Annotated in this window: 22 protein-coding genes and 1 pseudogene; 9 read left to right on the top strand and 14 right to left on the bottom strand. The window is 53.7% G+C overall.

The window, feature by feature from the left end; all coding sequences use genetic code 11:
* Positions 1 to 31 precede the first annotated feature (31 nt).
* Together OOF89_RS16660 and OOF89_RS16655 are read right to left on the bottom strand one after the other, a co-directional pair.
* Entirely contained in the window at positions 32 to 1,141 is a 1,110-nt protein-coding gene (locus tag OOF89_RS16660; RefSeq protein ID WP_266080604.1) for a DUF5677 domain-containing protein, read from the bottom strand.
* A 191-nt stretch (positions 1,142 to 1,332) separates the two neighbouring features.
* Positions 1,333 to 1,578, bottom strand: a complete 246-nt coding sequence (locus tag OOF89_RS16655) for a hypothetical protein (RefSeq protein WP_266080603.1) — start codon at positions 1,576 to 1,578, stop codon at positions 1,333 to 1,335.
* Between the two features lie 175 nt (positions 1,579 to 1,753).
* Here OOF89_RS16655 and OOF89_RS16650 point away from each other — a divergent pair, with 175 nt between their 5' ends.
* Positions 1,754 to 2,137, top strand: coding sequence for an SWIM zinc finger family protein (locus OOF89_RS16650; protein WP_266080602.1), 384 nt, complete (start codon positions 1,754 to 1,756; stop codon positions 2,135 to 2,137).
* A gap of 137 nt (positions 2,138 to 2,274) precedes the next feature.
* Here the strand turns inward: OOF89_RS16650 and OOF89_RS16645 are convergent, their stop codons facing one another.
* A complete protein-coding gene (locus tag OOF89_RS16645) occupies positions 2,275 to 3,006 on the bottom strand; it encodes a helix-turn-helix domain-containing protein (protein ID WP_266080601.1) in 732 nt (243 codons plus the stop codon).
* 172 nt (positions 3,007 to 3,178) lie between these two features.
* Here OOF89_RS16645 and OOF89_RS16640 point away from each other — a divergent pair, with 172 nt between their 5' ends.
* The 6 genes and pseudogenes from OOF89_RS16640 to OOF89_RS16615 all read left to right on the top strand — a co-directional run bounded on the left by OOF89_RS16640 (position 3,179) and on the right by OOF89_RS16615 (position 5,906).
* Positions 3,179 to 3,724, top strand: a complete 546-nt coding sequence (locus OOF89_RS16640) for a GNAT family N-acetyltransferase (RefSeq protein ID WP_266080600.1) — start codon at positions 3,179 to 3,181, stop codon at positions 3,722 to 3,724.
* Between the two features lie 184 nt (positions 3,725 to 3,908).
* A pseudogene (locus tag OOF89_RS16635) lies at positions 3,909 to 4,280 on the top strand (SprT-like domain-containing protein); the annotation flags it as partial.
* A gap of 86 nt (positions 4,281 to 4,366) precedes the next feature.
* A complete protein-coding gene (locus OOF89_RS16630; protein ID WP_266080599.1) occupies positions 4,367 to 4,894 on the top strand; it encodes a DUF7342 family protein in 528 nt (175 codons plus the stop codon).
* Between the two features lie 3 nt (positions 4,895 to 4,897).
* Complete coding sequence (locus tag OOF89_RS16625; RefSeq protein ID WP_266080598.1) at positions 4,898 to 5,326, top strand: hypothetical protein; 429 nt, start codon at positions 4,898 to 4,900, stop codon at positions 5,324 to 5,326.
* On the top strand, positions 5,301 to 5,648 hold the full coding sequence (locus tag OOF89_RS16620; RefSeq protein ID WP_266080597.1) for an SWIM zinc finger family protein: 348 nt from the start codon (positions 5,301 to 5,303) through the stop codon (positions 5,646 to 5,648). The genes OOF89_RS16625 and OOF89_RS16620 overlap by 26 nt, the downstream gene beginning before the upstream one ends.
* Before the next feature lie 24 nt (positions 5,649 to 5,672).
* Positions 5,673 to 5,906: a hypothetical protein gene (locus OOF89_RS16615; protein ID WP_266080596.1), complete on the top strand. Its 234-nt coding sequence runs from the start codon at positions 5,673 to 5,675 to the stop codon at positions 5,904 to 5,906.
* A gap of 34 nt (positions 5,907 to 5,940) precedes the next feature.
* On the opposite strand, the gene OOF89_RS16610 is transcribed toward OOF89_RS16615, so the two are convergent.
* On the bottom strand, positions 5,941 to 6,678 hold the full coding sequence (locus OOF89_RS16610; protein ID WP_266080595.1) for a 3-keto-5-aminohexanoate cleavage protein: 738 nt from the start codon (positions 6,676 to 6,678) through the stop codon (positions 5,941 to 5,943).
* Positions 6,679 to 6,755: 77 nt separating this feature from the next.
* Between OOF89_RS16610 and OOF89_RS16605 the strand changes: the two genes are divergently transcribed.
* Positions 6,756 to 7,079 carry a SprT-like domain-containing protein gene (locus OOF89_RS16605; protein WP_328517196.1) on the top strand — a complete coding sequence of 108 codons (324 nt, stop codon included), beginning with the start codon at positions 6,756 to 6,758 and terminating at the stop codon, positions 7,077 to 7,079.
* 317 nt (positions 7,080 to 7,396) lie between these two features.
* Here OOF89_RS16605 and OOF89_RS16600 read toward each other — a convergent pair whose 3' ends face one another.
* On the bottom strand, positions 7,397 to 7,660 hold the full coding sequence (locus OOF89_RS16600; protein ID WP_266080594.1) for a hypothetical protein: 264 nt from the start codon (positions 7,658 to 7,660) through the stop codon (positions 7,397 to 7,399).
* 531 nt (positions 7,661 to 8,191) lie between these two features.
* Here OOF89_RS16600 and OOF89_RS16595 point away from each other — a divergent pair.
* On the top strand, positions 8,192 to 8,656 hold the full coding sequence (locus OOF89_RS16595) for a hypothetical protein (protein ID WP_266080593.1): 465 nt from the start codon (positions 8,192 to 8,194) through the stop codon (positions 8,654 to 8,656).
* A gap of 464 nt (positions 8,657 to 9,120) precedes the next feature.
* Here OOF89_RS16595 and OOF89_RS16590 read toward each other — a convergent pair whose 3' ends face one another.
* The 9 genes from OOF89_RS16590 to OOF89_RS16550 all read right to left on the bottom strand — a co-directional run bounded on the left by OOF89_RS16590 (position 9,121) and on the right by OOF89_RS16550 (position 21,756).
* Positions 9,121 to 9,978, bottom strand: a complete 858-nt coding sequence (locus tag OOF89_RS16590; RefSeq protein ID WP_266080592.1) for a DNA-binding protein — start codon at positions 9,976 to 9,978, stop codon at positions 9,121 to 9,123.
* 657 nt (positions 9,979 to 10,635) lie between these two features.
* Positions 10,636 to 10,872 (bottom strand): hypothetical protein, encoded by a 237-nt coding sequence (locus OOF89_RS16585; RefSeq protein ID WP_266080591.1) that lies wholly within the window; start codon positions 10,870 to 10,872, stop codon positions 10,636 to 10,638.
* 206 nt (positions 10,873 to 11,078) lie between these two features.
* Positions 11,079 to 11,633 carry a DUF7342 family protein gene (locus tag OOF89_RS16580; RefSeq protein ID WP_266080735.1) on the bottom strand — a complete coding sequence of 185 codons (555 nt, stop codon included), beginning with the start codon at positions 11,631 to 11,633 and terminating at the stop codon, positions 11,079 to 11,081.
* A 150-nt stretch (positions 11,634 to 11,783) separates the two neighbouring features.
* A complete protein-coding gene (locus OOF89_RS16575; protein ID WP_266080733.1) occupies positions 11,784 to 12,113 on the bottom strand; it encodes a hypothetical protein in 330 nt (109 codons plus the stop codon).
* Positions 12,114 to 12,201: 88 nt separating this feature from the next.
* Positions 12,202 to 12,480: a hypothetical protein gene (locus OOF89_RS16570; RefSeq protein ID WP_266080731.1), complete on the bottom strand. Its 279-nt coding sequence runs from the start codon at positions 12,478 to 12,480 to the stop codon at positions 12,202 to 12,204.
* A 203-nt stretch (positions 12,481 to 12,683) separates the two neighbouring features.
* Entirely contained in the window at positions 12,684 to 14,114 is a 1,431-nt protein-coding gene (locus tag OOF89_RS16565) for a CehA/McbA family metallohydrolase (protein ID WP_266080729.1), read from the bottom strand.
* A 1,017-nt stretch (positions 14,115 to 15,131) separates the two neighbouring features.
* Complete coding sequence (locus OOF89_RS16560) at positions 15,132 to 16,637, bottom strand: primase-associated protein (RefSeq protein WP_266080727.1); 1,506 nt, start codon at positions 16,635 to 16,637, stop codon at positions 15,132 to 15,134.
* Entirely contained in the window at positions 16,634 to 17,530 is an 897-nt protein-coding gene (locus OOF89_RS16555) for a bifunctional DNA primase/polymerase (protein ID WP_266080725.1), read from the bottom strand. Before OOF89_RS16555 ends, OOF89_RS16560 begins: the two co-directional genes overlap by 4 nt.
* A gap of 2 nt (positions 17,531 to 17,532) precedes the next feature.
* On the bottom strand, positions 17,533 to 21,756 hold the full coding sequence (locus tag OOF89_RS16550) for an ATP-binding protein (protein ID WP_266080723.1): 4,224 nt from the start codon (positions 21,754 to 21,756) through the stop codon (positions 17,533 to 17,535).
* Positions 21,757 to 21,763: the final 7 nt, after the last annotated feature.

Genomic DNA, 21,763 nt, shown 5'->3' with positions numbered 1-21,763 from the left:
CTCTCAAAACTAATCAGAACATAAATGACCATCACGCCACATCCGGTCGGACGCCCGCCCCCCGCATCCCGGAGAGCAGTTGATCGACGTGCCAGAACGCATCGGCGATCTCGTCTACTAACACGTCCATCGCCCGAAAGTACATCTCCCAGTGCGCCTGCCAGTTCTCATCCGGAACCAACGCCCGCAATGCCTCGGTTGTCTCCCGGAGCATGATCGCGGTTAACTGCGCCGGATCGGTGAACCCGATGTCTGAGCGCCCAGCCAGCAACACCTCTTCCTCGCCACCCATCTCGGCCTCGTGCAAACCCATCTGGAACAGGGTCCCCTTCGACCCCGCGTGGATGGAATCGCACGCCAGCGCGTAGAATGGCAGATACTCCTCCAGTTCGGCTTCCTCGATCAAGTCCGTAATCGTCACCCCGCCACCACCCTCCACGAACGCTGTCGCCCATCCGTTGAAATTATCAAAGTCCTCGCCGAACTTGTCAATGAGTTCCTCGGTCTGCGCCTCTAACTCCTCAACGTCTTCCTCGGGAATCTCGTCGAACCCGAGCTTCTCGAAGTAGTCGTCGTAGTTGTTCTTGACCCGGAATAAGTCCTTTGCGGTCTTGAACTTCAGATACCGCTCGCCCGCCACCTCGCCTTCTTCGGCGATGATCGTGGCGACGGCCGCGATCTCGTGCAGGGTTCGCCATCGGGCCATCGCCCCGTCGGCGAATCCTGCCCGGAGTAATGCCGCGACTTCCCGACTCACCCGCAACGCGCGAACGTGAAGTCTCATCAGGGCGTCGAACTGATAGTCTTCGTCCTTCTCGTCCACACCTGAGACCTGCTCGATGAGTCGACGCGACTTCTGGTTGACGAGGATGAAGAAGTCGAGGAAGTCGAGTGCGTGCTCCCACGTGCCCCGGATGCTCTCTTCCATCTGGTCGCGGTTGCTCTTCTCCTCCTTGATTGCCTTGTCGTACTTACGCGCTAGCTCGTCGAGGAGGACGTCAACTCCTATGTCAAGAATCTCCTCCTCGGCTTCGTCATCAATCTCGCCGTCGTAGGATTCGACTTCTTTGACGACGCGTTCCATTACTCCTTTTGTGGCGGTGATGTACCAATCATCGATTTCAGTTTCCTTCTCGCTCATTACCGCTGTGTAGACATCCCTACCCAGTAATATTTACTCGACTTTAACACCATTCTCTTCCCCACCCTGAGAGACTAGGCGGGTGACCCGCCCCAAAGCCAACAGCAGGATACAATGATACCAGATAATCACTCCTACGATGTAAACCATGGTCTGATGACAGTTCTCATGAGAAGCACGTAATATACTTTCTACCCTCCTGGAATCCACCAGATAACCACCCGCGGGCTCAATTTCCCGCGTTCTAACGCACCCTGCTCATGCAACTCCTCGAGCCGCTGATGCACTGGGCGTCGTTTCATCCTAACCGTATCTGCGACCCACCGAGCAGTCACTGCTGGAAACTCGGACTCACGAATCACGCGAACAATATCCTCATCACTCGTTTGCTCCACAAATCGTCCCTGCTCGTCGCGTTCACTTTCGTTTTCAGTCATAGTCCATAGTATTGCAGCCATCTACTTAATACCAACTCCTACGTAGGACACCGAAATCTTTAATACCGACTCCCACATGGGATATGGTAGGAAGAACGGTGCCCTCGGGCGTGTGTAGAAACGCGCCGGGTGTTCCAGCACCCGGCACCGGTCTTCCGAAACGTGCTAGAAGACCATGAGTACAAAGCAATCCGCAGCCCTTGAAGCTGACGAGACGGCACAGAAACGCGCACAATGGGAACAGTTCTCCTTCGACGTCGATGCCCCCGGACTCATCGACGTCACCAATGAGAGCCACGAGAACCCCGCAGACCACCAATACGTGGTCTCCATCGACGACGTGACCGAGGAACTGATGGCCTGTACCTGCCCGCATCACGTCCATCGCAACGCCTACTGCAAGCATATGGCTGCAGTCGAGAACGCAACCGACGATGGGACGCTTGAGGCCTTCCCCTCGGAAGACGAAGACGAACCCGAAGACTGCGACTGTGACGGCCTCGGTGACTTCCCATGCTGGCCGTGCGTTCGTGCGGGTCGCAAAGAACTGCCGAACTAATCCCGTTCACTCTTTTCATTTATGTCACGCCAAGTGACGTTCTCGGATATCACCGACCAGCGAACGCTCACGGAAAGCGCGGATGCACCGACTGACAGGTGCCATCTTCGAGCGCTAGATGATTCTGGTGTTGTTTTCTACTCCGAAAGGCGATGCTGGGCTACAAAACTATCCATAACCCACTCCTCAGCACTGCGAAGACGATAGCGAAGCGTTGATCGAGGAATTTCGAGTTCAGTCGCGATGTCTTCAAGCGTTACAGAGCGCGGAGTTGCATAATATCCCAATTGATGAGCAGTCTCAATCGCCTGTTGTTGGTTCCGGGGGAGATCCGCGAGCGTCTTGGCCCCATTGCCCCACCGTGTGGGCTCTTTCAATTGCTGGAGCGTGATCGACACCCCTGATGGAACGTTCTCTTGGACTTGCGCAAATAACTCACTAATGCGTTGGTGCTCTCGAAGTAAGATGCGCCAATTGTAGATGCCCTGGTGACGATATGTATCGAAGAACGATCCGTTGCCCATGCCTGTCGCCGCAAGAAATGGAATTGAATGACAGTACGAAACTGTATCTAAAAACGAATATAAAAATACACCACCAGTATCTCGACTGATTATTTCGTACTCCCATTGTGCGTCACACTCTTCGTGTTCACCAACGCATTCGGGGCAATACTGATCGTCGACAAGTGCTGATGTGAGTGCTGTAATCCCGTCATCAGTCCCAGTAATGCGGTCAACACGCCACATTCCGTGTGTAGAGACGGAAATTGAGATTGATTTTGCCTGTAAACTTGGATGATTGAGAAATACATCTGCGACAGGATCTGCTCCACTATCAAACTCAACCGTGAATCGAAATTCGCGCATGTGCAATTACCAAGCATAGATTATACTATATTCCTCTGCTCTTTTGAGTCTCATATCTGTCGTTATTGGGTAGTAATCGCAAATATTGATTAACTATAATTGTCCAACTATCGATAGTTATTGCACTATCACGACACAAATTCTAATCCCTTGTCGTGACTCATCGTAGTTGATGATTCGAAACGCACGTGAAGACGATTTTCCTGGTATTCGAACAACTGTACAGGAATCATGGATTGCAACGTACTCTGACTATCTTGGCACTGACACCGTTCGGGACCACGTGACAAGCAGCGAATTTTATCACTCCGAAAAATTGAACGAGCGGCTCACTGATGACGAAGGTGTTGTTCTCGTAGTCGACGACGATGCTGCCGGGATCATCGGGTATCTGTATATCACGTGGAACACGACGGATTCTCCCTATTTGAGTGCAAACGAAGCTGATCTACGACATATTTATCTTCATCCTGACCACCATGGAGAAGGAGTCGGAACAAAATTACTCGAACGGGGGTTGAAGGCTCTTCCCGAATCAATCGATCGCGTGAAAGTCTTGTTTCACCCGAAAAACGACGATGCACGAGCATTTTACGCTGCTAAAAAATTTGAACGAGATGGGCTTCTTGATCTTGACCCTAGTAAAGTCGGGATGCCGTCATCAAATGTTGACCCACCAGAAATGTATGTCCGCGATCTTCAAGAGAATCCACCATAGATTAGTACCTCAGAATTTCGATTACATCGGTTTCTCTCAACACTCAGTATCAATTACCAGTGTCCCACGAGATACCGAGCGGGATCTGCTCAACTGTGCGCAATGCCATGCGGCCGACCTCGCCACTGAGCATTTCCCTGGCCTGCCGGTCGAAACGATCGAGTAGGAGGTCTCACATCAGGCGCAACGACAAGCGGGCGTTACGAAGTACGACCCTGCAACAGAGGCAATTACGATCGTGCTGACCTGGACGGCCTACGAGAAGCACGGCTGGGAGCAATTCAGCTCCACCGTCCGGCACGAACTGATTCACGCATGGCAATATCACGAGTTCGGTGAGGCAGATCACGGGCGAGCGTTCACCCAGTGGACGGACGCTCTCGATACCTCGAAACACTGCGAACGCTTCACTGCACCCAAGTGGTGGCTCGTGTGCGAGGACTGTGGTGGACGGATCGGCCGGTATCGCCGGTCGAAGACGGTACGTAACCCGGAGCAGTACAGCTGTAGTGAGTGCGGCGGTGCAATTCGCGTTGAGGAGAGCGATGGTCAGTAATATTGCGAGAATCGATACCTCGCATCCACTACTCAATATTTTAAGCGCGAACAAGATATATGGTGTAGTAGTGCGAAGAATAGGATATGACCTCAGACGACACCCCACCCACGCCACCAAGTCTCGCTGAGGAATGGACTGAAACGTGGGAAGACGAGTCAACGCGAGATCGGGTGTACACCACTGCCCTGCAGTTGTATGATCCAACACGAGTTGCTGCGATTGCCGAGAGAGCAAATGTCTCGAAGGAAACCGCTCGAGACTATCTGCAGTGGTTCACGGAAATCGGGATGCTAACGCAGACCAACGAGGCACCAGACGAATTCGTCCGTGACGAGGATTACTTCCAATGGCGACGAATTCATCGGTTAGGCGGACTCCCCGTGGAGGAACTTGAACAACGATTGAAAACGGAAATCGAAAAAGAGCGGCGCTACCGTGAAAAATACGATGTCGAGGGACCCGACCACGTGGATGCGCTCGATCATGCTGACTATGCTGATATCGAGGATGTCTGGTCGGAGTTGCAAGAGTGGAAAACCGTTCGACGGAGAATCGAAGAACTCGAACAGGCACGGCAGAACCACGACAACACCACGCAAGCGTCCGCCTAATCGATGAGCGACGATACCGAGAAAATACTCGATGAGACACTGTTACGTCACATTGCTCGTCGATTGGGTACGCTCTCACTCGTTGAATCTGTCTCTGTCTTTCCACACGAGCGTCCGGAATCGGTCGTTGCGTGGTTAGATCTTCAGTACTTTCCTGACACAATCCAACAGGTTGTATTCGAGATCCGTGTCTACACGAATGGTGATTTCAATATCACCTATCGTGAGGAGAGAGATGGCACGGCGTGGATGTGTCGGTGGGATCGGCATGAGAATCCGCATAATTCCCGAGATCACTTCCATCAACCACCGAAGGCACGTACCGAAGATGCTGTTGACCGAGACTTCCCAGCCGATTTTGTTGCTGTCATCGATTCCGTTCTCGAGCATGTGGATGACCGAGTAGGTGAAGTTTGGAACAACCACGAGTGAGGGGTTCTCCAGTAAACCAATCCTTCAATATCCATACCCCGGACCCATTGAAGTCATCAACGAAAACCCCGCAAACCACCAGTACACAGTCTCCATCGACGACGTGACCCACGAACTGATGGCCTGCACGTGCCCGCATCACGTCCACCGTAACGCCTTTTGCAAACACATGGCCGCCGTCGAAAACGCAACTGACGACGGGACGCTTGACGCGTTCCCTTCGGAAGACGAAGACGAACTCGAAGACTGTGACTGTGAGGGCCTCGGTGGCTTCCCGTGCTGGCCGTGCGTGAGGACGGGACGAAAGGAACTACCGAACTAACCACCGCTTCAGCTGTTTTTATCCATGGCACAGCGATTGATGTTCTCGGATATCACCAATCAGCGAACGCTGACGGAAAGCACGAACACAGAGACCGACGATACTCCCGAGACACCAACAGCCCTCCTCGACCAAGCACGACAGCACGCAACGAACGTCGCCACCGAGCACTTCCCAGAACTGCCGGTCAACGCGATCGATTGGGAGGTTTCACGCCGAGCCAAGGGCAAGCAGGGACCGGGAAATATGACCCCGTGACGAACGAGAGAATAATCGCACTAACGTAGATGGATTAGTCCTGTGTTTCGTTTTCTGCCAATAGTGAGGTTGCGGCGTCAACAAGCTCACCGTTTCCCGAAGCAGCATGTCCATCAGGCAGGACTGTCGTGTCCTCCAGACCCGTGCGAATAGCATGTCCTCGCGCCACAGCACGTCGATTCACTGCCCATGATGCAATCCCATCTCCGTGATGGACTTGCTCAAGATCGATTTCAGCTTCATTGAGTGTCCTTTCAATAGCTTCTGCGTGGGCGACTGCGTCATCTGGGTTCGAATCCAGTGGCTCGACCATTGCCCGTACGCACTGTGGGGCGATGCCCGATTCGACGAAGATGCGCGCGTCCTTGAGGGACAATAGACCCGCCTCAATCCCAATATCTCGTTCAGTGAGCAATTCGCAGAGCTCGTGAATTCCCCTCTCACCTTGATTAGCCGTTACGAGGTCTGGAAGCTCAGTCCAGGCTGAAATGAGTTCATATCGCTGCTCCGGATCAGGTTCGATATCCGCGGACGTACTAAGCGAAATCGGGATTCCTGGGCATGTAGAGCGGACTGCGTGGAGCGCCGCAGCACACGGTCCTGGTGTGAGTGTCTCACGGCCGTGTTCATCATACGGGTGCAGATGAAGTGACGTGGCTCCGGCGTCGACTGCCGCGCGAGCCTCGACTGCAAGTTCTTCTGGCGTGTGGGGGACGCTAGGATGTGTACGACCACCGTTGAGTGCAGCCTGCAGTGTGATCTGATCAGTCATTAGGTTGCTCCCTAGTTTGTTAGCGGATAGTATAATTAGATCGTAGCACTTGTCGGAGATTCCTCACAACATACAAGATTGCAATCTCTCCGTGGACGGCCTACGAACAACACGGATGGGAGCAATTCAGTTCCACCGTCCGGCACGAACTCATTCACGCCTGGCAGTATCACAAGTTCGGCGACGCGGATCACGGCGCAACGTTCACCCGCTGGACGGACGCTCTCGATACTTCGCAGCACTGCGAACGCTTCACCACGCCGAAGTGGTGGCTCATCTGCGAGGACTGCGGTGGACGGATTCCGCGCTATCGCCGCTCGAAGACCGTCCGTAACCCGGAGCAGTATAGTTGTAGCAACTGCAGTGGGTCATTCCGTGTCGAGGAGGGCGACGGCCACTAACCAATTCGCGTTTAAGTAGTTCTCGCGATAAGGAATAGATACGAGGAAGATTTTCGCGAGTTGCAGTGTTCTGCGTGAGTCGATTCTATCCCTCTTGCTTCAGATTTTGAGCTAGTAGTGAGTTAGTATACTATACTAACCTCCGTATTTCCATATCTATCTGGCTGGCGACTATCTTTGACGTTTTGCTCGGTAGCGTCTCCCATAACCGTGAGACACCCCAGTTCGACACGCTCCACAGTGAACTTGCGATCGTCGTAGAAGACACGCGGGATGTCGAGATCGACGCTAATCGACTTGCAATACGGATACTCAATTCAGATCCGGTCAATGAATTGATCACTAAAAACGAGCGCATAGCCAATCCCAATCGCACCAGCGCCGATTCCCAAGACATACACCAATTGCCCTGTGGCGATACTCGTTGTTTTTGTACAGTGACGTTCAGGAGGTGTGTCTGGACCCGTGTATGTTTCTGAACAGCCCATAGCCGTCACTTGTGGTGGACTAAATAGATTCATGACCACCAACAGAATACCGACCAACAGGAACGCTGCTGCAATGGTGTATCGGACTGTCATGGAGTTACCCTCCTTTGTTGCTCGACGTTTGATGATTCGGCTTCTGTTTGTGGGTTTCGAGCCACCGTCCAAGCCATGTGGCACTCACAGCAAACAGATAATACGTGACAATCTGTCCTACCTCCCATAAAGCAGTTTGTTCGCCTGGAAATACCCCATCAAGAGCATAGATTATGTATTCGAGTCCAAGCCCCTCGTAAAAGAGACTTGAAACAAGATACGCCGGAATAAAGAGCAGTCGGAAGGCCACATTGCTGTGGATATCAACGACGGCAGGGAGTTGTGATGTAAGTGCAAGAAACCCAAAGAGTATGAGCGTCGATCGGGCTGTCCATGCGGATCGGGTTGCGGGTGATGGGTGGTTATTCATAGTTTCTAAGAGGTGTGTAGATGTCTTTACGTTATGCCTTGGCAGACACGACAGAGCGTGGCGGTGTTCTGAATGCCGCTGCGACGATAATAGGGAGAGTACTGTCAAAGAGTTATTTCACTCATCACGAAGCTTATTCTTGACTACACAGATATCTCGCTATGAAACGCCGTGTATTCCTTTCTGTGACTGCCCTCGCACTCGGTAGTGGCTGTCTCAATATCGGAGGTACTGCTGAGGGATTTGACTCCATTGCGGATTATGAATTCACCATCTATGAATCAAGCTTTGATAGGACCACCGACTTCCCTGGGCCAACCGAACAACCAATTGTCTCTTTCAAACCGGAGTCGAAACAGGTGGTCGTTCGTGGAGCACTCTTTGTTGGGTCAAGTACGTGCAACAAAGCAGATCTCATGGATGTTTCATACTCCGAAACATCCCAGACACTCACTGTGAAAGTTGGGAGTACCGATACATCATCCTGGTTTAGTGGGAGTTGTACTGGTGATGAGAGTGCTGATGCATATCGATTAGTGGTGACAATGAAAGAGCAACTGCCGACAACGGTCAGAGTCAAGCAAACTGGCACATCTGTGAAGTCAGTAACAGTTCGGCGACCATAGTTGTCCTCGACTGGACTGTCCACCTTCCGCATTTCCTTCGTTCTCGTGTGGCGTGACCACCGTGTCTTTCCTCCGGATCTCCGCCTGTGGGGTGCCCCTCTTCACACTACTCTGGCTGAGCAACTGACGGCCCTACTGGGACGACGGCAGACCTCAAACGCCGCCAGATTCGTGCTCTCGGCTGACTGTGGCGTCTCAATCCATACCACGTCCATGACGACCGTCCCGCCATCCTTGTGTTGACCGTGAGTGTCTCTAAACCAGCACCCTCACAACTCGTCGCAGCACGCTGGACAGTCGCTCGGCATTCACCGGATTTGACTATTACCTGCCAGTGCAGAACGCAGCAAACTATTACGTCGGTCGTGGCTGCGCGCACAGCGAAGCGAGCACGGAGCGGAGGGTGGGGCGGCGGGGCCTGGGTCGGTTCGGCACACAATAAAAAAGAAATCAACACTACCGGACTATTCCCACCAGCGACCGCGCTCGGGACTGTGAATACCGCTCCACCCAGTTACTGCCACCGAAACCCGCCCCTCGTACCAATTCTTTGCGACTGATCGAAATTGCACGGTCTCACCTTCCTCAACCACCGTCTTTTGCGATGCTCGCCACACGGTGAATTTGACACGACCACTGTCGTCTTCGATCAGTCCAACTTGCTGGATCTTTGGACTGCCAGGAGTCCACAGCTGGGTAACTTGCCCCTCGATGCTCACCTCTTTGCGATTCACATCTCGCACATCCGCGATCGGAATGACTTGCCCGGGGGCCGTCCGCAATTCCTCGAACACACTCACGACTGCACCCATCACACTTGTCCCATCTACAACCCGTTCAGCTAACCGCCGACTGATCGCTGCTCGCGACCACCCATCGAGCTTCTCTGCTAATCGCATCGCCTGCTTGTTCACTGCCGCCAACTGCTCTTGAGCCAACTCCTCACGAGGATCTCCTCGTTCTGGGTCACACCACGGATCTACACTTGCCGCTCGCTCCTGGAACGCACAGCGCCGTTCTCGACTCACTGCTTTCGATGCTCGCCGACACTGCACTTCCCGCTCCGAATCCTGTGCCCGATCCCACCGCTCACGCGTTCGTGTGATTTCTGTTTCTCGTGCCACCAATCGCTCTTCTGCTGCTAACGTCAGTCCACGGCCGACCCCATCCGGATGATTCGTATCCACCTTCCCTTGGATCGTCTGCTCAACCGACGGCCGCAGCTCAGGTGTCTTCTCAACACTCTCGAATTGCTCTTCACTACATTCAATCGCCTGTTCGTCAACCGAAACTATTTGACCGATCGTCTGTTTACTACTCATTGGAATCACTCACAATGTGATTTCGACCGAAGGCGCGCCTCCTATCGCGTCTTTTCCGACACTCGCTCCTATACGAGTCACAACTCTACACTGCACAACGCATCCATTCTCCTGCGCGCGCTCGCTTGCGCCTTCGCGAGCGTCCCCCTGGGCGCGAAGCGAGCGCGCGTTTTCGAAGAGAATAGTACCAGCACCGCGCGGCGACCCGCCCGAAGCGAGCGCCCAGCACACAAGCCGGTTTCGTGTCCGTCGACCAGCGGGAGACGCAACCGATAGCGCGCTTGGTGCTGGCGTCGAAACCAGATGCCCGGAACGGCCGGAGGCCGCATGCCCGGACTGGTCGGTCGCGAGCGATGCGGAGGTCCCGCGAACACAGTGAGTGGGACGTCGGTGAGCTGTGCTCACCGGAAGGCGGCACGCGGCGAGCGGGGCGTGCCGGAGAGAATCACCAGTCAAAACAGTGGGAGAGCTAACCTGGTCGTCCGAACTGGGTGGGATTGAAAGGGGCCGTGCGCTCGATGAGCGAGGCGACGTAAGCACCGTAACACAGAGAGGAGCGCAGCGAGACGCAGCCGTCGAGCGTGCGGGGGCTTTCGAGGCTATCCACACCACAAGCCGCCCGTTTCGATACTCCTGCACTAGGTGTTTCATGGCAGGTTATCTCGTTTCATCGAGCCGGTCCGGAAGCCGATTCAGACAGATTTCGAGAAAGCTCAACGGGGCTTCCACTTCGATGTGCCCCGGTTCGTGCACTCGATCGTCGGCAGACTCACACTGAAAGTGTGTCGTTCCCAAATCGTCATGGTCATCGTCTTTGTGCCAGCCGAGACTCACCGCATCATCAATCCAGTGAACTCGCTGGACAGCAACGTCCTCGCGTGGTCGCCACGTCACTTCGAGTTATGCTTCCTTCCGTGGGAATTCCTCGCAAAGAAACATCTCAACATCCACGTCACCAATCACGGTTCGAGGCCGCAATCAGGATGGTTCATACCGAACGTTCGAGACACCGGGCGTATTCGCTATGCGTTCGTTGAGACGACGAAGGCCTTCACGTCGAGTATAGCCTCGACCTCCAGCAAGAAAGATCACCATCTAGACTACCCTTCTTGTGACAGTCCTTCAAAGGAACTTCCGTGGACGGATGGGTCCGCTCCAAGCGTCGTGAGCGAACTTTTCAAGCTGATCGCCAGTTGGAGTGCTTCCCGTATCTCGATGTTGTATTCCCATTCCTCGACGATCTCCTGTCGCTCACGCCGCTCCTCGCCTCCCAGTTCGTCATTCCCGAGACTGCGGCGCAAGTCATCAAGCGAGTCGACGTCGTATGTCGCTTGCCATGAATCGATTTCATCGCCGATTGCGTGGAGTTCTGCGGTCAGGTCGTCCATCGAGTTGTTCTCCGCGAGCTGGCGAACCTCGCGAAGGAACTGTGTAACGCCATCTGGTTTGTAGCAGGTGCCCGCATCCGTTTCAACCGCAGTGAGTTCCCCTTGCTCGACCAGCCGAGTGAGGTATTTCACGGCTGTATCCCGTGAGACGTCTGCCTCCTCGGCGATCCAACTTGCGTTTCGTGGGGCCGTCCGTGTGGCTGCGACGTGCTGGACGCGCTCTGCGCCATCCATACCGTCTGGCCACCGTGGGTTCTTGTTACTCATTACCGTCTTCTTCGGTGCATGGATACTAAAAGTTTGGCACTCAAACGAACTATTTGGCACACACTATAAGCTGTGTCTATCCGACGGTCGAGAATACCCCTCGATCATACTATCCCATCCTGACGCCACTGTCCTCCGTACGCACTGTGTTCAAAATGGATTCTCGAGATCAGTATCTGTGAGTCGCGTTGCGCCCTCATGGACAGCCTGCTCGACGGCGACCTGATCAGTCAGCAGAAAGCAGCTGTAGTCGTCGACGCTGCGCTGGATGACTGACGCTTTAAACATATTCTCCGGATGGGCTGTGTACTTCGTGACCACTACGACAAATGCGTCAAGTGCGTCGACCACGACCAGCCCGTACCCACGGCCATCGAGAAATGCACGGATCCCGTCGTAATCCTCGAACGGGACTTCAAAGCGGTACTGCTGGTTGTTGTAGTACGGTTTGAGCCGAGCAAACACCTCCTGACCCTTCAAGTAGTGTTGAACAGGTAGACATTGCTGACCTCGAAGACGTTGACCTGTTCGTTACCTGCTCGACGAAACGCGGCCATATCCTCTGTATTCACATATCTGGTCTTGAATACTCGCTCTCTACACTGACATTCCCGACCGTTGGTGCTGGTGTGTTGATGATCTCGGCCCATCCTTGTTCGAGAGCGATTCGAATCCAGTTTCTGTCTGGGCCACCGATCTCACCGATAGCACGGTGGGGTAGTTTGAGCACGACACCCGCAGTTTGCGCTACTTGTTGGAATCGTTTGTACCGCGGGTTCGTCGGATGCCCAATCGCGATAAAGATGTTCGCATCGACGAGAACATCTATCTCTGTGGATAGCGGCATGCCTCGATTTATTTGCTGTCCTCACTTATTGCTCACCGGCGGTTCGGCCGACGTTGTCTCCAACTCCTTGAGATCAGGGGGGATATTCCGTCTTAAACATCCGGAAACAGATATCCGATCTTACTCCCAAGACAAATCATACTCATTGTTCATCTTATTATATGGTCTCGGAGCTGTCTCCATCCAAAGGGCATTGCCCGAGTTCAACAGAACGATTTGAGGAAGATCGGATTCGTGAGTGCGACCATATCTCCGTTCTGTTTCCGAACCTCAACTCGTACGAAATCGGTGGCTTTCGCGTTCGTGTTGTACGTTGTTTTCTGCTGTTTGCTCTCTATCGGCACTATCTTCATAATGCTTTCTTGTGTGTGGAACGTCGCTTCGGCGCTGGACGCTCCGGTCACTTCAAGCGTTACATTGACCGGTGTTTCCGGATGAACTTCGAGGGTCTCGCCAAGTGAAGCGTTCTGGGATGTAGACGTTGCTGTCAGTGTCACCGTCACATCGGCTGATTCAGCGATATAGGCGTGACCATTGGCAAGGCCAGCGATGAGTCCGTCAGGCCCCAGTCGATCTGCCCGTACGACCGTCTGTGGAAGACCGATCACGTCGCCTGGGTCGTGTGCATCGCTCCCACCAACAGCAGGGAGCACGTGACCGTCACGAAGCATTCGATCCCAGGTTTGGAGCGCAGCTTCGTCCTCCCAGGACCACGGCCCGTTCCACACCTCGATCGCATCCATGTGTTCATAGGTGAACCGCCAGTCACAGCCTTTGTATGGACAGAACGGATGATTAGCGACCGTGATGCCGCCGACATCATGAACCTCCTCAACGAATCGATCAAGGACGTCATTTTCCGGCTGATAGCGCCAGTCGATCCATTGGCCAGGCTCTAAGCCAATAGCGTTGTAATGGCCTGCTCGTGTTGTGATTTCCTCGCCGTCGATGATGAGTGGTCGCTGATCTGGACGGGTATAGTTCCCCCACACCAGACTTGTCGTCGTCGTACTATGCTCGGTGGAAACGATGAAATCGAGGCCGTTGTCTCTCGCACCGTCGAGAATATCTTTGGGGGTATAATCGCCGTCAGAATGGACGGTGTGAAGGTGTAGATCGCCGCGGTACCATCCGGCGGTGTCGGTGAGTGGATCGTTCGACGCGGGAGTCGGCTCAAACGCTGGGTCTGACTCGCCTTCACGAAACGTAACGTCAATCGTATAGTCAATTCCCTTCGCGCCGACGCGATACGGGCCAAGAATTACGTTCCAGGTGCCGGCTTCAATCTCACCGGGATAGTAGCCAGGTGTTGCCTCCGAGCGTGAAAGCATGAATTCAGTGCGCTCGCCGCCTGACCATCCTCGGAATCCGTCTGCATTGTCACGGTCATATCCACTTGGATCGAAGATACCGATGTCAAGTAGGTTCTTTTGTGATTTATTATAGTCGTAGCTGACGTGAAGTTCAGTTACGTTGTCGGACACGTCGAATGGAACGTACACCCAGTTTGGAGTATCTGGTTCGATGTGTCCTTTAATCCGTTTCTTACGCTCATTTGGTTTTGATGCAGTGACCTCTTCGGTCGTTACTGTTGCCAGGCTTAGCGCTCCGAGACCGCCCACTGTTTGTAACATCGTTCGACGTGTATGCGTGCTCTCATTTGACATATCGGCGCTACAATTTTTAGACCCTAATTAAATAAAGTTATATAATTTCTCTCTATTTACAATCATATTCATACTCATTTCCTTATTTGAATTTATCTTTGTATATTTATAATTTTAATATTTTGAGTATTAGATACAAGTGTCCAAGAATGTTTGGTTGCTGCTACACTACGAAAACCAAATAGCGACTTGGTCTGTTCTCTCTCGGGATGGCCAGTTTGCATTCTCATTATGATACTTATTTTGATAGATGACGATAAGAGGTCGCAATTTCATGCTGCTCACGAGACGAGGTTCCACTCGATTCACTCCATCGTAGCATCCGTTGATCGACTAACAGCCGATACGCGTTCTCTTCTTCAATTATCTGGATTCTGAGAATACGTCTCAGAGAAAACAGCGGTCATTATCACATCAGTTCTATCCGCCGTTTGACTGCTCATTGTTCTTCTGCACTATCGCACGCCACTTTGTTTTCAGCGTCCAGGTTGCTCGGCTCATTTCTTCTAGGTTGCTGATAATTTCGCAATTTACTCTGATTTCTTGTTCCGCTTGCTTTCCCCTAGTCGCGCTAGTCCCGTTTGTTCTTCGTACCCCCCTATTACTTTGGACGATTTTGGAGGTACGCAAAGCCTTGATACTAGCGGAGAATTCATACAAACTGGATTAAGCTGTTCTAAGGGCGTAAAATCGCGTTTGCAAATCGAAACCGAACCGCAAAATGATAAATGTGGCGTTTGAGAGACTCTACGTGCCAAAATCAGCACCTTTGGTCTGAAGGCCATTCATGTTCAACATGCTATATGAAACTTATCACCGATGCTATGTGAAAAATACAGGGTCAAAACCGCTGAAACCGTTATCATATCGAGGTAGAGCCGCTAAATCGTGTTTGCAAAAACGAGGTCTCGATGGAGTGAAAAGCGAGAACAATCAATGTACTGTGATCTGATAGAGTAAGAGATTGAATCGGATGGCAGGGACCTAGATGAGTGAAGTTTCAGACCGCTCCTCAAGCAGATCATACATCTCATCAGGAAATGGAAGACTGCCATAGATCGAGTATGGACATTGATCACACCCGATGCAATAGCGCTGCATATCATCATTCGAACAATTCATTGGGAGGGGGATCTCACCACCAATATCGTTCTCAAGCTCGTACCGAATCTGGTACTCGGTCACGTCGTCATCGTACCACGGCCACTGGGCGAACAACTCTTTCATATCATTGATGAATTCGCCCGCACTCGCGTCTCGGTACTGGGGCAGCCACCACGCCATTCGCACGAGATTGTAGAGGTCTTTGCGGACGGGTTTTTTCTCCTGCAGCCGCTCATCCATGGCCGCCAGACAGGGGAGCTCGAAGAGATCCTCGAGATCGTCGACATGGATCGGTTGTGCGCCATCGCTGTACTGAGTAAGCGTATACCGGTTTAAGCGATCGTTTTCGACAGTGACGCTTGGATGATCTCGGTTCGTAGAGAGAATCGTCCCGAGACTGCGTGGCGTCGAGATAGACTCACACACATGTTGCTCCCATTGACGCTCAGGCTTGTACGCCTCGAGGGCGGCATAGAGTTCGCGTGCGGTATGTGTCTGGCCAAGTTGGGCGACATCGTCGTCCACCGCGTGGACAGCGTTAATGATCGTCCGGAGTCGCTGTTTCTGGCGGCTCCAGTTCCGCCAGATTCGGTGCGTTTGTCCAGCGGCGAAAAACCGGTCGATCCGTTCGGTAATCGCCGACTCGTTCGCAGTCAACCAACTGCGCTGCTCAGGCGTGAGTGCTTCTTCTTGTGCCGCAAGCAACCGTGAGAATGCGTCCTCGGCATACGACCGATACTTCTGCATGAAATCCGAGACAGGGACGTACAGATGGTTATCGGCGACGTGTGCTTGGATCTCGCCTTGTTGATCGCCATCACGATCCGTCCGTGCCAAGCATTTCCGCGAGGCAGCAACAAGTGGGATTTCAAGATAGTAGCCTCCGCTGAACTCCGGACGTGTCGTGATGTCTGTACAGACACGCCCAGAATGCGGGCCGTCTTCACCCGGCTCTTTCGCATATAGAATTTCGCCGATTTCCTGGTGCAGGGTAAAATCATCATACTCACGAATGAGCGAGGCGATATTGTTCACATAGAGTTCCCGCAAATCCTCAAGAAGTGCGAGATGACGCGGGGGTGTATCTTCGAGTTTCGGGTGATCCATGATACAGATCGCACCGAGGGTTGCAAGGATGGCAACCATTCCTGGATCGTCAACATACGGTCGCTCTGCAGCCTTCCGGCGTGTGCTTGGCGTGAATGCATCACACGTGAACCGCTCGATATCCGCGAGCAGTTTTTCAGTTTCTTGCGTATCATCGACCGTCCACCGCTGATACCCACGTTCGAACAGTTGTGTGAGTTGGACCTGGCCTTCATCGCGAGGCAGTACTGCTACGCGATACGCCATATGCTCGTCGTTCAGTGGAGTCTTCCGGGTCATGGTTCGAAAAAACTGGGAACGGCCTCGGTTCGAAAGTCGAAATCAGGGCTCTCGATCGGTTGGACGATACGGGAGACGTCGGCGTGGAGCGAATACGGCAGGCGCATCACGCGACGGCGATCAGCCGTGACGACCGGGTCGATGGGGATCTCATACTCCTCAAGCAACAAGTCGTTGATCACCTCGCGGCTTTGCTCGTCATAGCGGTGCTTGTGGTCGGTATTGAGCAGGTAGATATGACAGCCTTGCCCCGAGTAGACCACCAATGTCTCCGTGGCCGCGAAGTCGTCCTCGAAAATTTCCTGAACGATGAATCCGTATTCCAGGGCGTCCTCGATATCCGTGAACGCGTACGGGTAGCCTTCGGGCGCATTATCCAGGATACCCGCTGCTCGAAGCTGCTCGGTTTCAGCATCGTCGTTGGTCTCATTAGCGGTGGTTTCACAGGAAGCGCGCTGTGCTGCGATATCTTTCGCGTCGATATCAACCGCGAGCACCCACGGCCGCTCCCAGTGATCGAGTGCATAGTAGACGGCCTCGGGACGTGGCTCTGGGCGTTCGAGGAGATCCGGATCGGCGAGTGCATAGCCACTCCCTTGAGCGGGGTCGTATCGTGCGGGATACTGGATGAACTCGACGAGATGATCCTGTGAATTGAACTGCTGGTTCGTGCGGTCGCTGGATCCATTGGTCTGCCATGTATCACGGCGGATGAACGTCCGCTCGGGGGCGTGCTGCTTCCGGATCGGGTATGGCTCGCGGAACGCGATGGCGTACTGCTTCGGTCCATCGAGGGTAACGAATGACGGTAGCGCGTCGACGTACTCGGGAAACGTCTCTGTGTAGTAGGTGTGGAGGTCCTCACGTGTCGCGGGTCGCCATGGTGGGGGCATTGTTAGTCGAAGACCTCCGCTTCGAGACTTCGAAACGTGTGGAGTGCCGTCATCCCCGGATCGTCGTATCCGCCGATCGCTGCACGAAGCGAGCTAATCGTCCGTCGTTGGGTCGAACTCAGCGAGAACTCGACTCTCCCGGCATCGGTGAGTGTCTCGATTGCATCTAGGATGAATGCTTTATCTTCACCGGCCCACACGGCAGCGGCGTCGACGCTCGCCAGCTTCTCATAGTCCGCAATCAACGCCTCTGGATTATTGCTCGGAGTTTCCACTTCACCGACCCAGATGAGGTCGTCTGCAGTGTCGAAGCCAGCGACGTCGAAGACTGTGTCCTCCCAGTGTTGATAGTAGACTTCCGTGCGGGCGACGTCTTCTTGTTGGGTGAGCCAGGCGTCGAGAAAGACAACTCCAGCCTTGTGCGGCGTTTTCTCACCGAGATCGCCGACACCTGGACCGGCCTCTAGCGAGCGATCCAGAAACCGCCGTCCAGCTGGCAATACGGTGTAGTACTTCTGGCGGAAGGAGCGGTGTTCCTCGAGAAATCCTTTCTCTATGAGTGCCTCGACATCGAGATCAGCAAATGGTTCTTCGAGCACAGTCATGCTCTCTTGGAGCGAATACTCGTCGAGTTGGTGGTTCATTGCATCCAGTACGAGCTCGAGGAACGCTGCCTCATCACGCATTACTCCTTCTGCCCGGAGCGTTGCGTCTGGAACATGTGTCGTTGCGTCACTGAAGCGCGTCGCTGTGCCGTCATCGGACGACTGGGGGTGTTCCGTTTCGAGGATGTCTTCTGATTCGTCCTCGTTACCATTTGTGGGCGGTGCAGCGGCAGATACATCGAGCGAGACAAACTCCTGGATAGAGATTTCGATGCCGTAGTCTTCGGCATGAGCAGCGATTTTCTTGAGTCGATCGAGAAGATCACTGGTAGAATCAGTCGTTTTGTGCGCTCGACGAGCGGCAACGAAGACCTCGTCTTTGGATGCGAACTGACAGCAGGCGCTTGCTCGTCGCTTCTCAGCATCGGCATATTCGGTGCCACAGAGATCACAGACGTAGCAATCGGTCTCCGTATTGTAGCGAACGTGCTCGGAGAGTGTAGCATCACTCGATCGTTCGGCCTCGTCGTCCGTGTCCCTCGGCTCTTGGCCTGCGTCTGTGGTTCCCGCCTCTCCTTCGCTACTACGTTCATCTCGACTGCCTGTTTCTGTCTGCTCGGACGATGTGGAGTTCGGTGGGTCTTCGGCTGGTGACTGCTCCGACGACGGAGCGCCGAACATGGAAGCGCGTCCGAAATCCGGGTCGTCACTCGGTCGGTCGCTGGCTGGTGTGTCTTCAGTGTCCGATTCGACCTCGCCGTCTGCAGCTGTGTCTGTGGCGTCACTCACATCGCTTCCACCGAAGAAGGGTGTCTCGGCTGGAGTGCCACCGTCGGCAGCTTCAGCGTCGGGTGTGTGCTCTTGAGACCCGTCTGTGCCTGCAGTGTCTTCACCTTCACCACCCATCTCTGCAAGCGTATCCCGTGCATCCCCATGCCCGATTGTGCTCGGACGATTGTGGATACTGCATTCGGTCTGGGTTCGGCGTCTGACCTGCGGGCGGGCCATCTCTTCAAAGAGGTGGTGTGCGTCACCGGCGAGTGGCTCATCACTTTCCGGATGTCCCTCGGGAATTGGCAACGGAGCAAGCGAGAATGTTGTCGGATCGGTTTTGCCAAAACCGGGACTCGGGAGTTGCACGATCCACTCGCCAGACGGCAACCGTTGTATCCGCTTGCTAAGGTCTTGTGTAGACAAATTCTCATGGGCCATTGATTTCGCGAGCTCATCGTCAACCTCGATGTTCCCGATGATTTTCGTCTTCACGTTGTTCAAAATCTCCTTATACGGTCGATTTGACCGACTGTGATCGTTCACTTGGTCGGGGTACTGCATGATCAGGCCAAGGCTCACCCCAAAGCCCCGTCCTTGGGGCAAGAATTCCTCATAGACGAGTTCAGACGTCGCAACCGCTGCTGCCTCTTCAATAATAACGTTCGCAATCTTCTCATCACTCGTCACTGGTTTGTCCTCTCCTGTCCTGTTCTCATCGGACCATCCCTGCGCCGCATCCCAGAGATTGCTCAGCAGAACCATCGTCAGCGCGTTGCGCGAGTCGGTACGCAATTCACCGATGTCGAATAGAATCACTACGTCTTCATCGAGAAAATGTCGAAAGTCGAAGACGTTCTCAGTGTATTCGCCAGCCTCATCATCCCACTCAGGGACGTGATTGAAGATCTGATAGAGATGTTCGAGTTCGACCAGCTTGTTCAGTCGATTCGCAGCCCCACCCATTGACTGTTGGAATTGCGACTCGTCCAACTCACATTGCTGGAGTAACGCCCGCTCGATGTGGGCATTCTCAGCACAAATTTCCGGAATAATGCGCTCATGGCGCATCTGATAGACGGCCTCAATAAGCGTATCGAGACTAAACGCGTCTTGCCCGTACTCCTTATCAAACAGTGCTTTGATCAAGAACGTCAAAATCTCGTTCGCAACAAATGCCCGATCGTGTGTTTCTTTCCCGAGAATCAGCCGCATGACCTCGTGAAAATGCTCGACGGTATCCTGGATTGCATCTTCACGGCGGCGGCCCATCGCAAGCTTGGGACGAATATCGAAAAACGAGAAGGCTGGTAACATCTCCGGCGCATCAAAGTGATAGACGTTATCGAGCGTGCCGAATTTCGCGTAATGAGCTTTGAGGTAGTTTTCAACCATTGCATCGCCTTTCGACTCGAGCAACACTGTTGGACCGCCGACGTGCTCGCTCAGTGTCAGCATGTCATTCTGGACGCTTTTTGACTTGCCCGAGCCAGTCGAGGCAGCGCGAATGTAGTGTGTAACGAGTGTCGATATGTGGGCATACACCGCGTCATCAAGTGGTTGGTTTCGATCTTTGAGCGGCAGACCAATCGCCATGCCGGGTGCTGACAACCGGTCCAACATCTCCGGTGCTGGGAGTGACAACGGCTGGCGGAGCCGCTCTTTGCCACGAGTACCACGAGCACCCTCAGTGGTCAGTGTATGTGCACTCGGGACGGCAACGAAATTAGCGAGTTCGTCCGCATTCAAAATGAGCTGCGAGCGTTTGCGCCCTTGGCGAGAGATGTTGAATGACCGATCGAGCAGCCGTTTGAGCTCTTTCTTTGCTGGATCGCGAATATTGGTCAGTCCCTTCGCGAGACGGCTCCCGTCGAGTTCATAGTACGCCCCACCGAGATGATTGAACGCGTTCGCAAGCGCGTCGACCTCACTATGCACCGTTCCAATAGTCGTCTCGGTAGCGTCTGCGGGTGGCACCCCCGCTGCACGCATGTTTACCAGATACGTTTGGGACGGGTTTTTCTGGTCGATGAGTGCTTGCCGGGAGGCAGCTCCTCCACTTGTGGCGTTTGGTGACTGTCGGATATTCTCCCCGATTTGGGGGGCGTCTCGTCCACGCCGTCGATCGCGAATTTCTTCTTCATCATAGCCACGAAGCATATCATTGAAGCTAGTTTTTGCAGACTGGACGAACCCATCGTGTTTCGTTTGAATATTCTCTTTGCGTGTATTGGCCGCTTTCTCCCAGTCCGCATACCGAGTGAAGAGCACTTGCAACACAGTGGGAGCACTCGCTTGCGAAAGCCGCTCGACGGCCGTTGCGAGCGGGGCCTTTGCCGATGCACTGTCGGTACGTTGGTCTGTCGCGTGGAGCTGTGAATACTGTGTAAGTGGCGTCATCCAATCGTCCGAACGCGTTCCAATGCCCCGCCATCGGGCGGCGATTGGTGTTCGGTTCAACAGTTCCGAACGTGCATCATCAACGGATTGGGGCTCGGGTGAGTCTTCTTCGTCCGTATCGGTGTTCTCTGTGGACGGCCCGAGAAGTTCGTCGGGAAGCGTGAGTTCTTCCTCTGACAGGTGGTAACTCGCCGGATATGCAGTAGTCAACTCCGAGCGGATAGTCGACAAAAGCGTCTCATCATTAACGCCGAGATAGAAGCGCACCGGCGTTTGATTCCCCTGTGTGAGCGCGAGAAACTCGAACGTGGGTGCATTTTTCAAAGGATGGTATTTGACCTTCCAGCCAGATTTTAGTTTGCGTAGGCCAGCGAGGCGAGAAATGATATCGGAGGGTGTGACACGTTCGTGGGCTGGTTCGATTCGAATGTAGCGACGAGTGGCAGTCATGGGTGGT

Source organism: Haladaptatus caseinilyticus (assembly GCF_026248685.1).
In the GTDB taxonomy this organism is placed as follows: Archaea; Halobacteriota; Halobacteria; order Halobacteriales; family Haladaptataceae; genus Haladaptatus; species Haladaptatus caseinilyticus.
Note: the sequence above shows the minus strand (reverse complement) of the source record. Positions and strands in the feature narration are given on the sequence as shown.

What these genes read in the sequence shown, in the direction of transcription:
- OOF89_RS16570 (WP_266080731.1), bottom strand. Translation starts at nt 12,480, where the DNA reads ATGCCGCTATCCACAGAGATAGATGTTCTCGTCGATGCGAACATCTTT.
- OOF89_RS16615 (WP_266080596.1), top strand. Translation starts at nt 5,673, where the DNA reads ATGGCACAGCGATTGATGTTCTCGGATATCACCAATCAGCGAACGCTG.
- OOF89_RS16595 (WP_266080593.1), top strand. Translation starts at nt 8,192, where the DNA reads ATGAAACGCCGTGTATTCCTTTCTGTGACTGCCCTCGCACTCGGTAGT.
- OOF89_RS16560 (WP_266080727.1), bottom strand. Translation starts at nt 16,637, where the DNA reads ATGACCCGGAAGACTCCACTGAACGACGAGCATATGGCGTATCGCGTA.
- OOF89_RS16640 (WP_266080600.1), top strand. Translation starts at nt 3,179, where the DNA reads ATGATTCGAAACGCACGTGAAGACGATTTTCCTGGTATTCGAACAACT.
- OOF89_RS16565 (WP_266080729.1), bottom strand. Translation starts at nt 14,114, where the DNA reads ATGTTACAAACAGTGGGCGGTCTCGGAGCGCTAAGCCTGGCAACAGTA.
- OOF89_RS16590 (WP_266080592.1), bottom strand. Translation starts at nt 9,978, where the DNA reads ATGAGTAGTAAACAGACGATCGGTCAAATAGTTTCGGTTGACGAACAG.
- OOF89_RS16660 (WP_266080604.1), bottom strand. Translation starts at nt 1,141, where the DNA reads ATGAGCGAGAAGGAAACTGAAATCGATGATTGGTACATCACCGCCACA.
- OOF89_RS16580 (WP_266080735.1), bottom strand. Translation starts at nt 11,633, where the DNA reads ATGAGTAACAAGAACCCACGGTGGCCAGACGGTATGGATGGCGCAGAG.
- OOF89_RS16600 (WP_266080594.1), bottom strand. Translation starts at nt 7,660, where the DNA reads ATGACAGTCCGATACACCATTGCAGCAGCGTTCCTGTTGGTCGGTATT.
- OOF89_RS16630 (WP_266080599.1), top strand. Translation starts at nt 4,367, where the DNA reads ATGACCTCAGACGACACCCCACCCACGCCACCAAGTCTCGCTGAGGAA.
- OOF89_RS16650 (WP_266080602.1), top strand. Translation starts at nt 1,754, where the DNA reads ATGAGTACAAAGCAATCCGCAGCCCTTGAAGCTGACGAGACGGCACAG.
- OOF89_RS16655 (WP_266080603.1), bottom strand. Translation starts at nt 1,578, where the DNA reads ATGACTGAAAACGAAAGTGAACGCGACGAGCAGGGACGATTTGTGGAG.
- OOF89_RS16625 (WP_266080598.1), top strand. Translation starts at nt 4,898, where the DNA reads ATGAGCGACGATACCGAGAAAATACTCGATGAGACACTGTTACGTCAC.
- OOF89_RS16610 (WP_266080595.1), bottom strand. Translation starts at nt 6,678, where the DNA reads ATGACTGATCAGATCACACTGCAGGCTGCACTCAACGGTGGTCGTACA.
- OOF89_RS16555 (WP_266080725.1), bottom strand. Translation starts at nt 17,530, where the DNA reads ATGCCCCCACCATGGCGACCCGCGACACGTGAGGACCTCCACACCTAC.
- OOF89_RS16645 (WP_266080601.1), bottom strand. Translation starts at nt 3,006, where the DNA reads ATGCGCGAATTTCGATTCACGGTTGAGTTTGATAGTGGAGCAGATCCT.
- OOF89_RS16550 (WP_266080723.1), bottom strand. Translation starts at nt 21,756, where the DNA reads ATGACTGCCACTCGTCGCTACATTCGAATCGAACCAGCCCACGAACGT.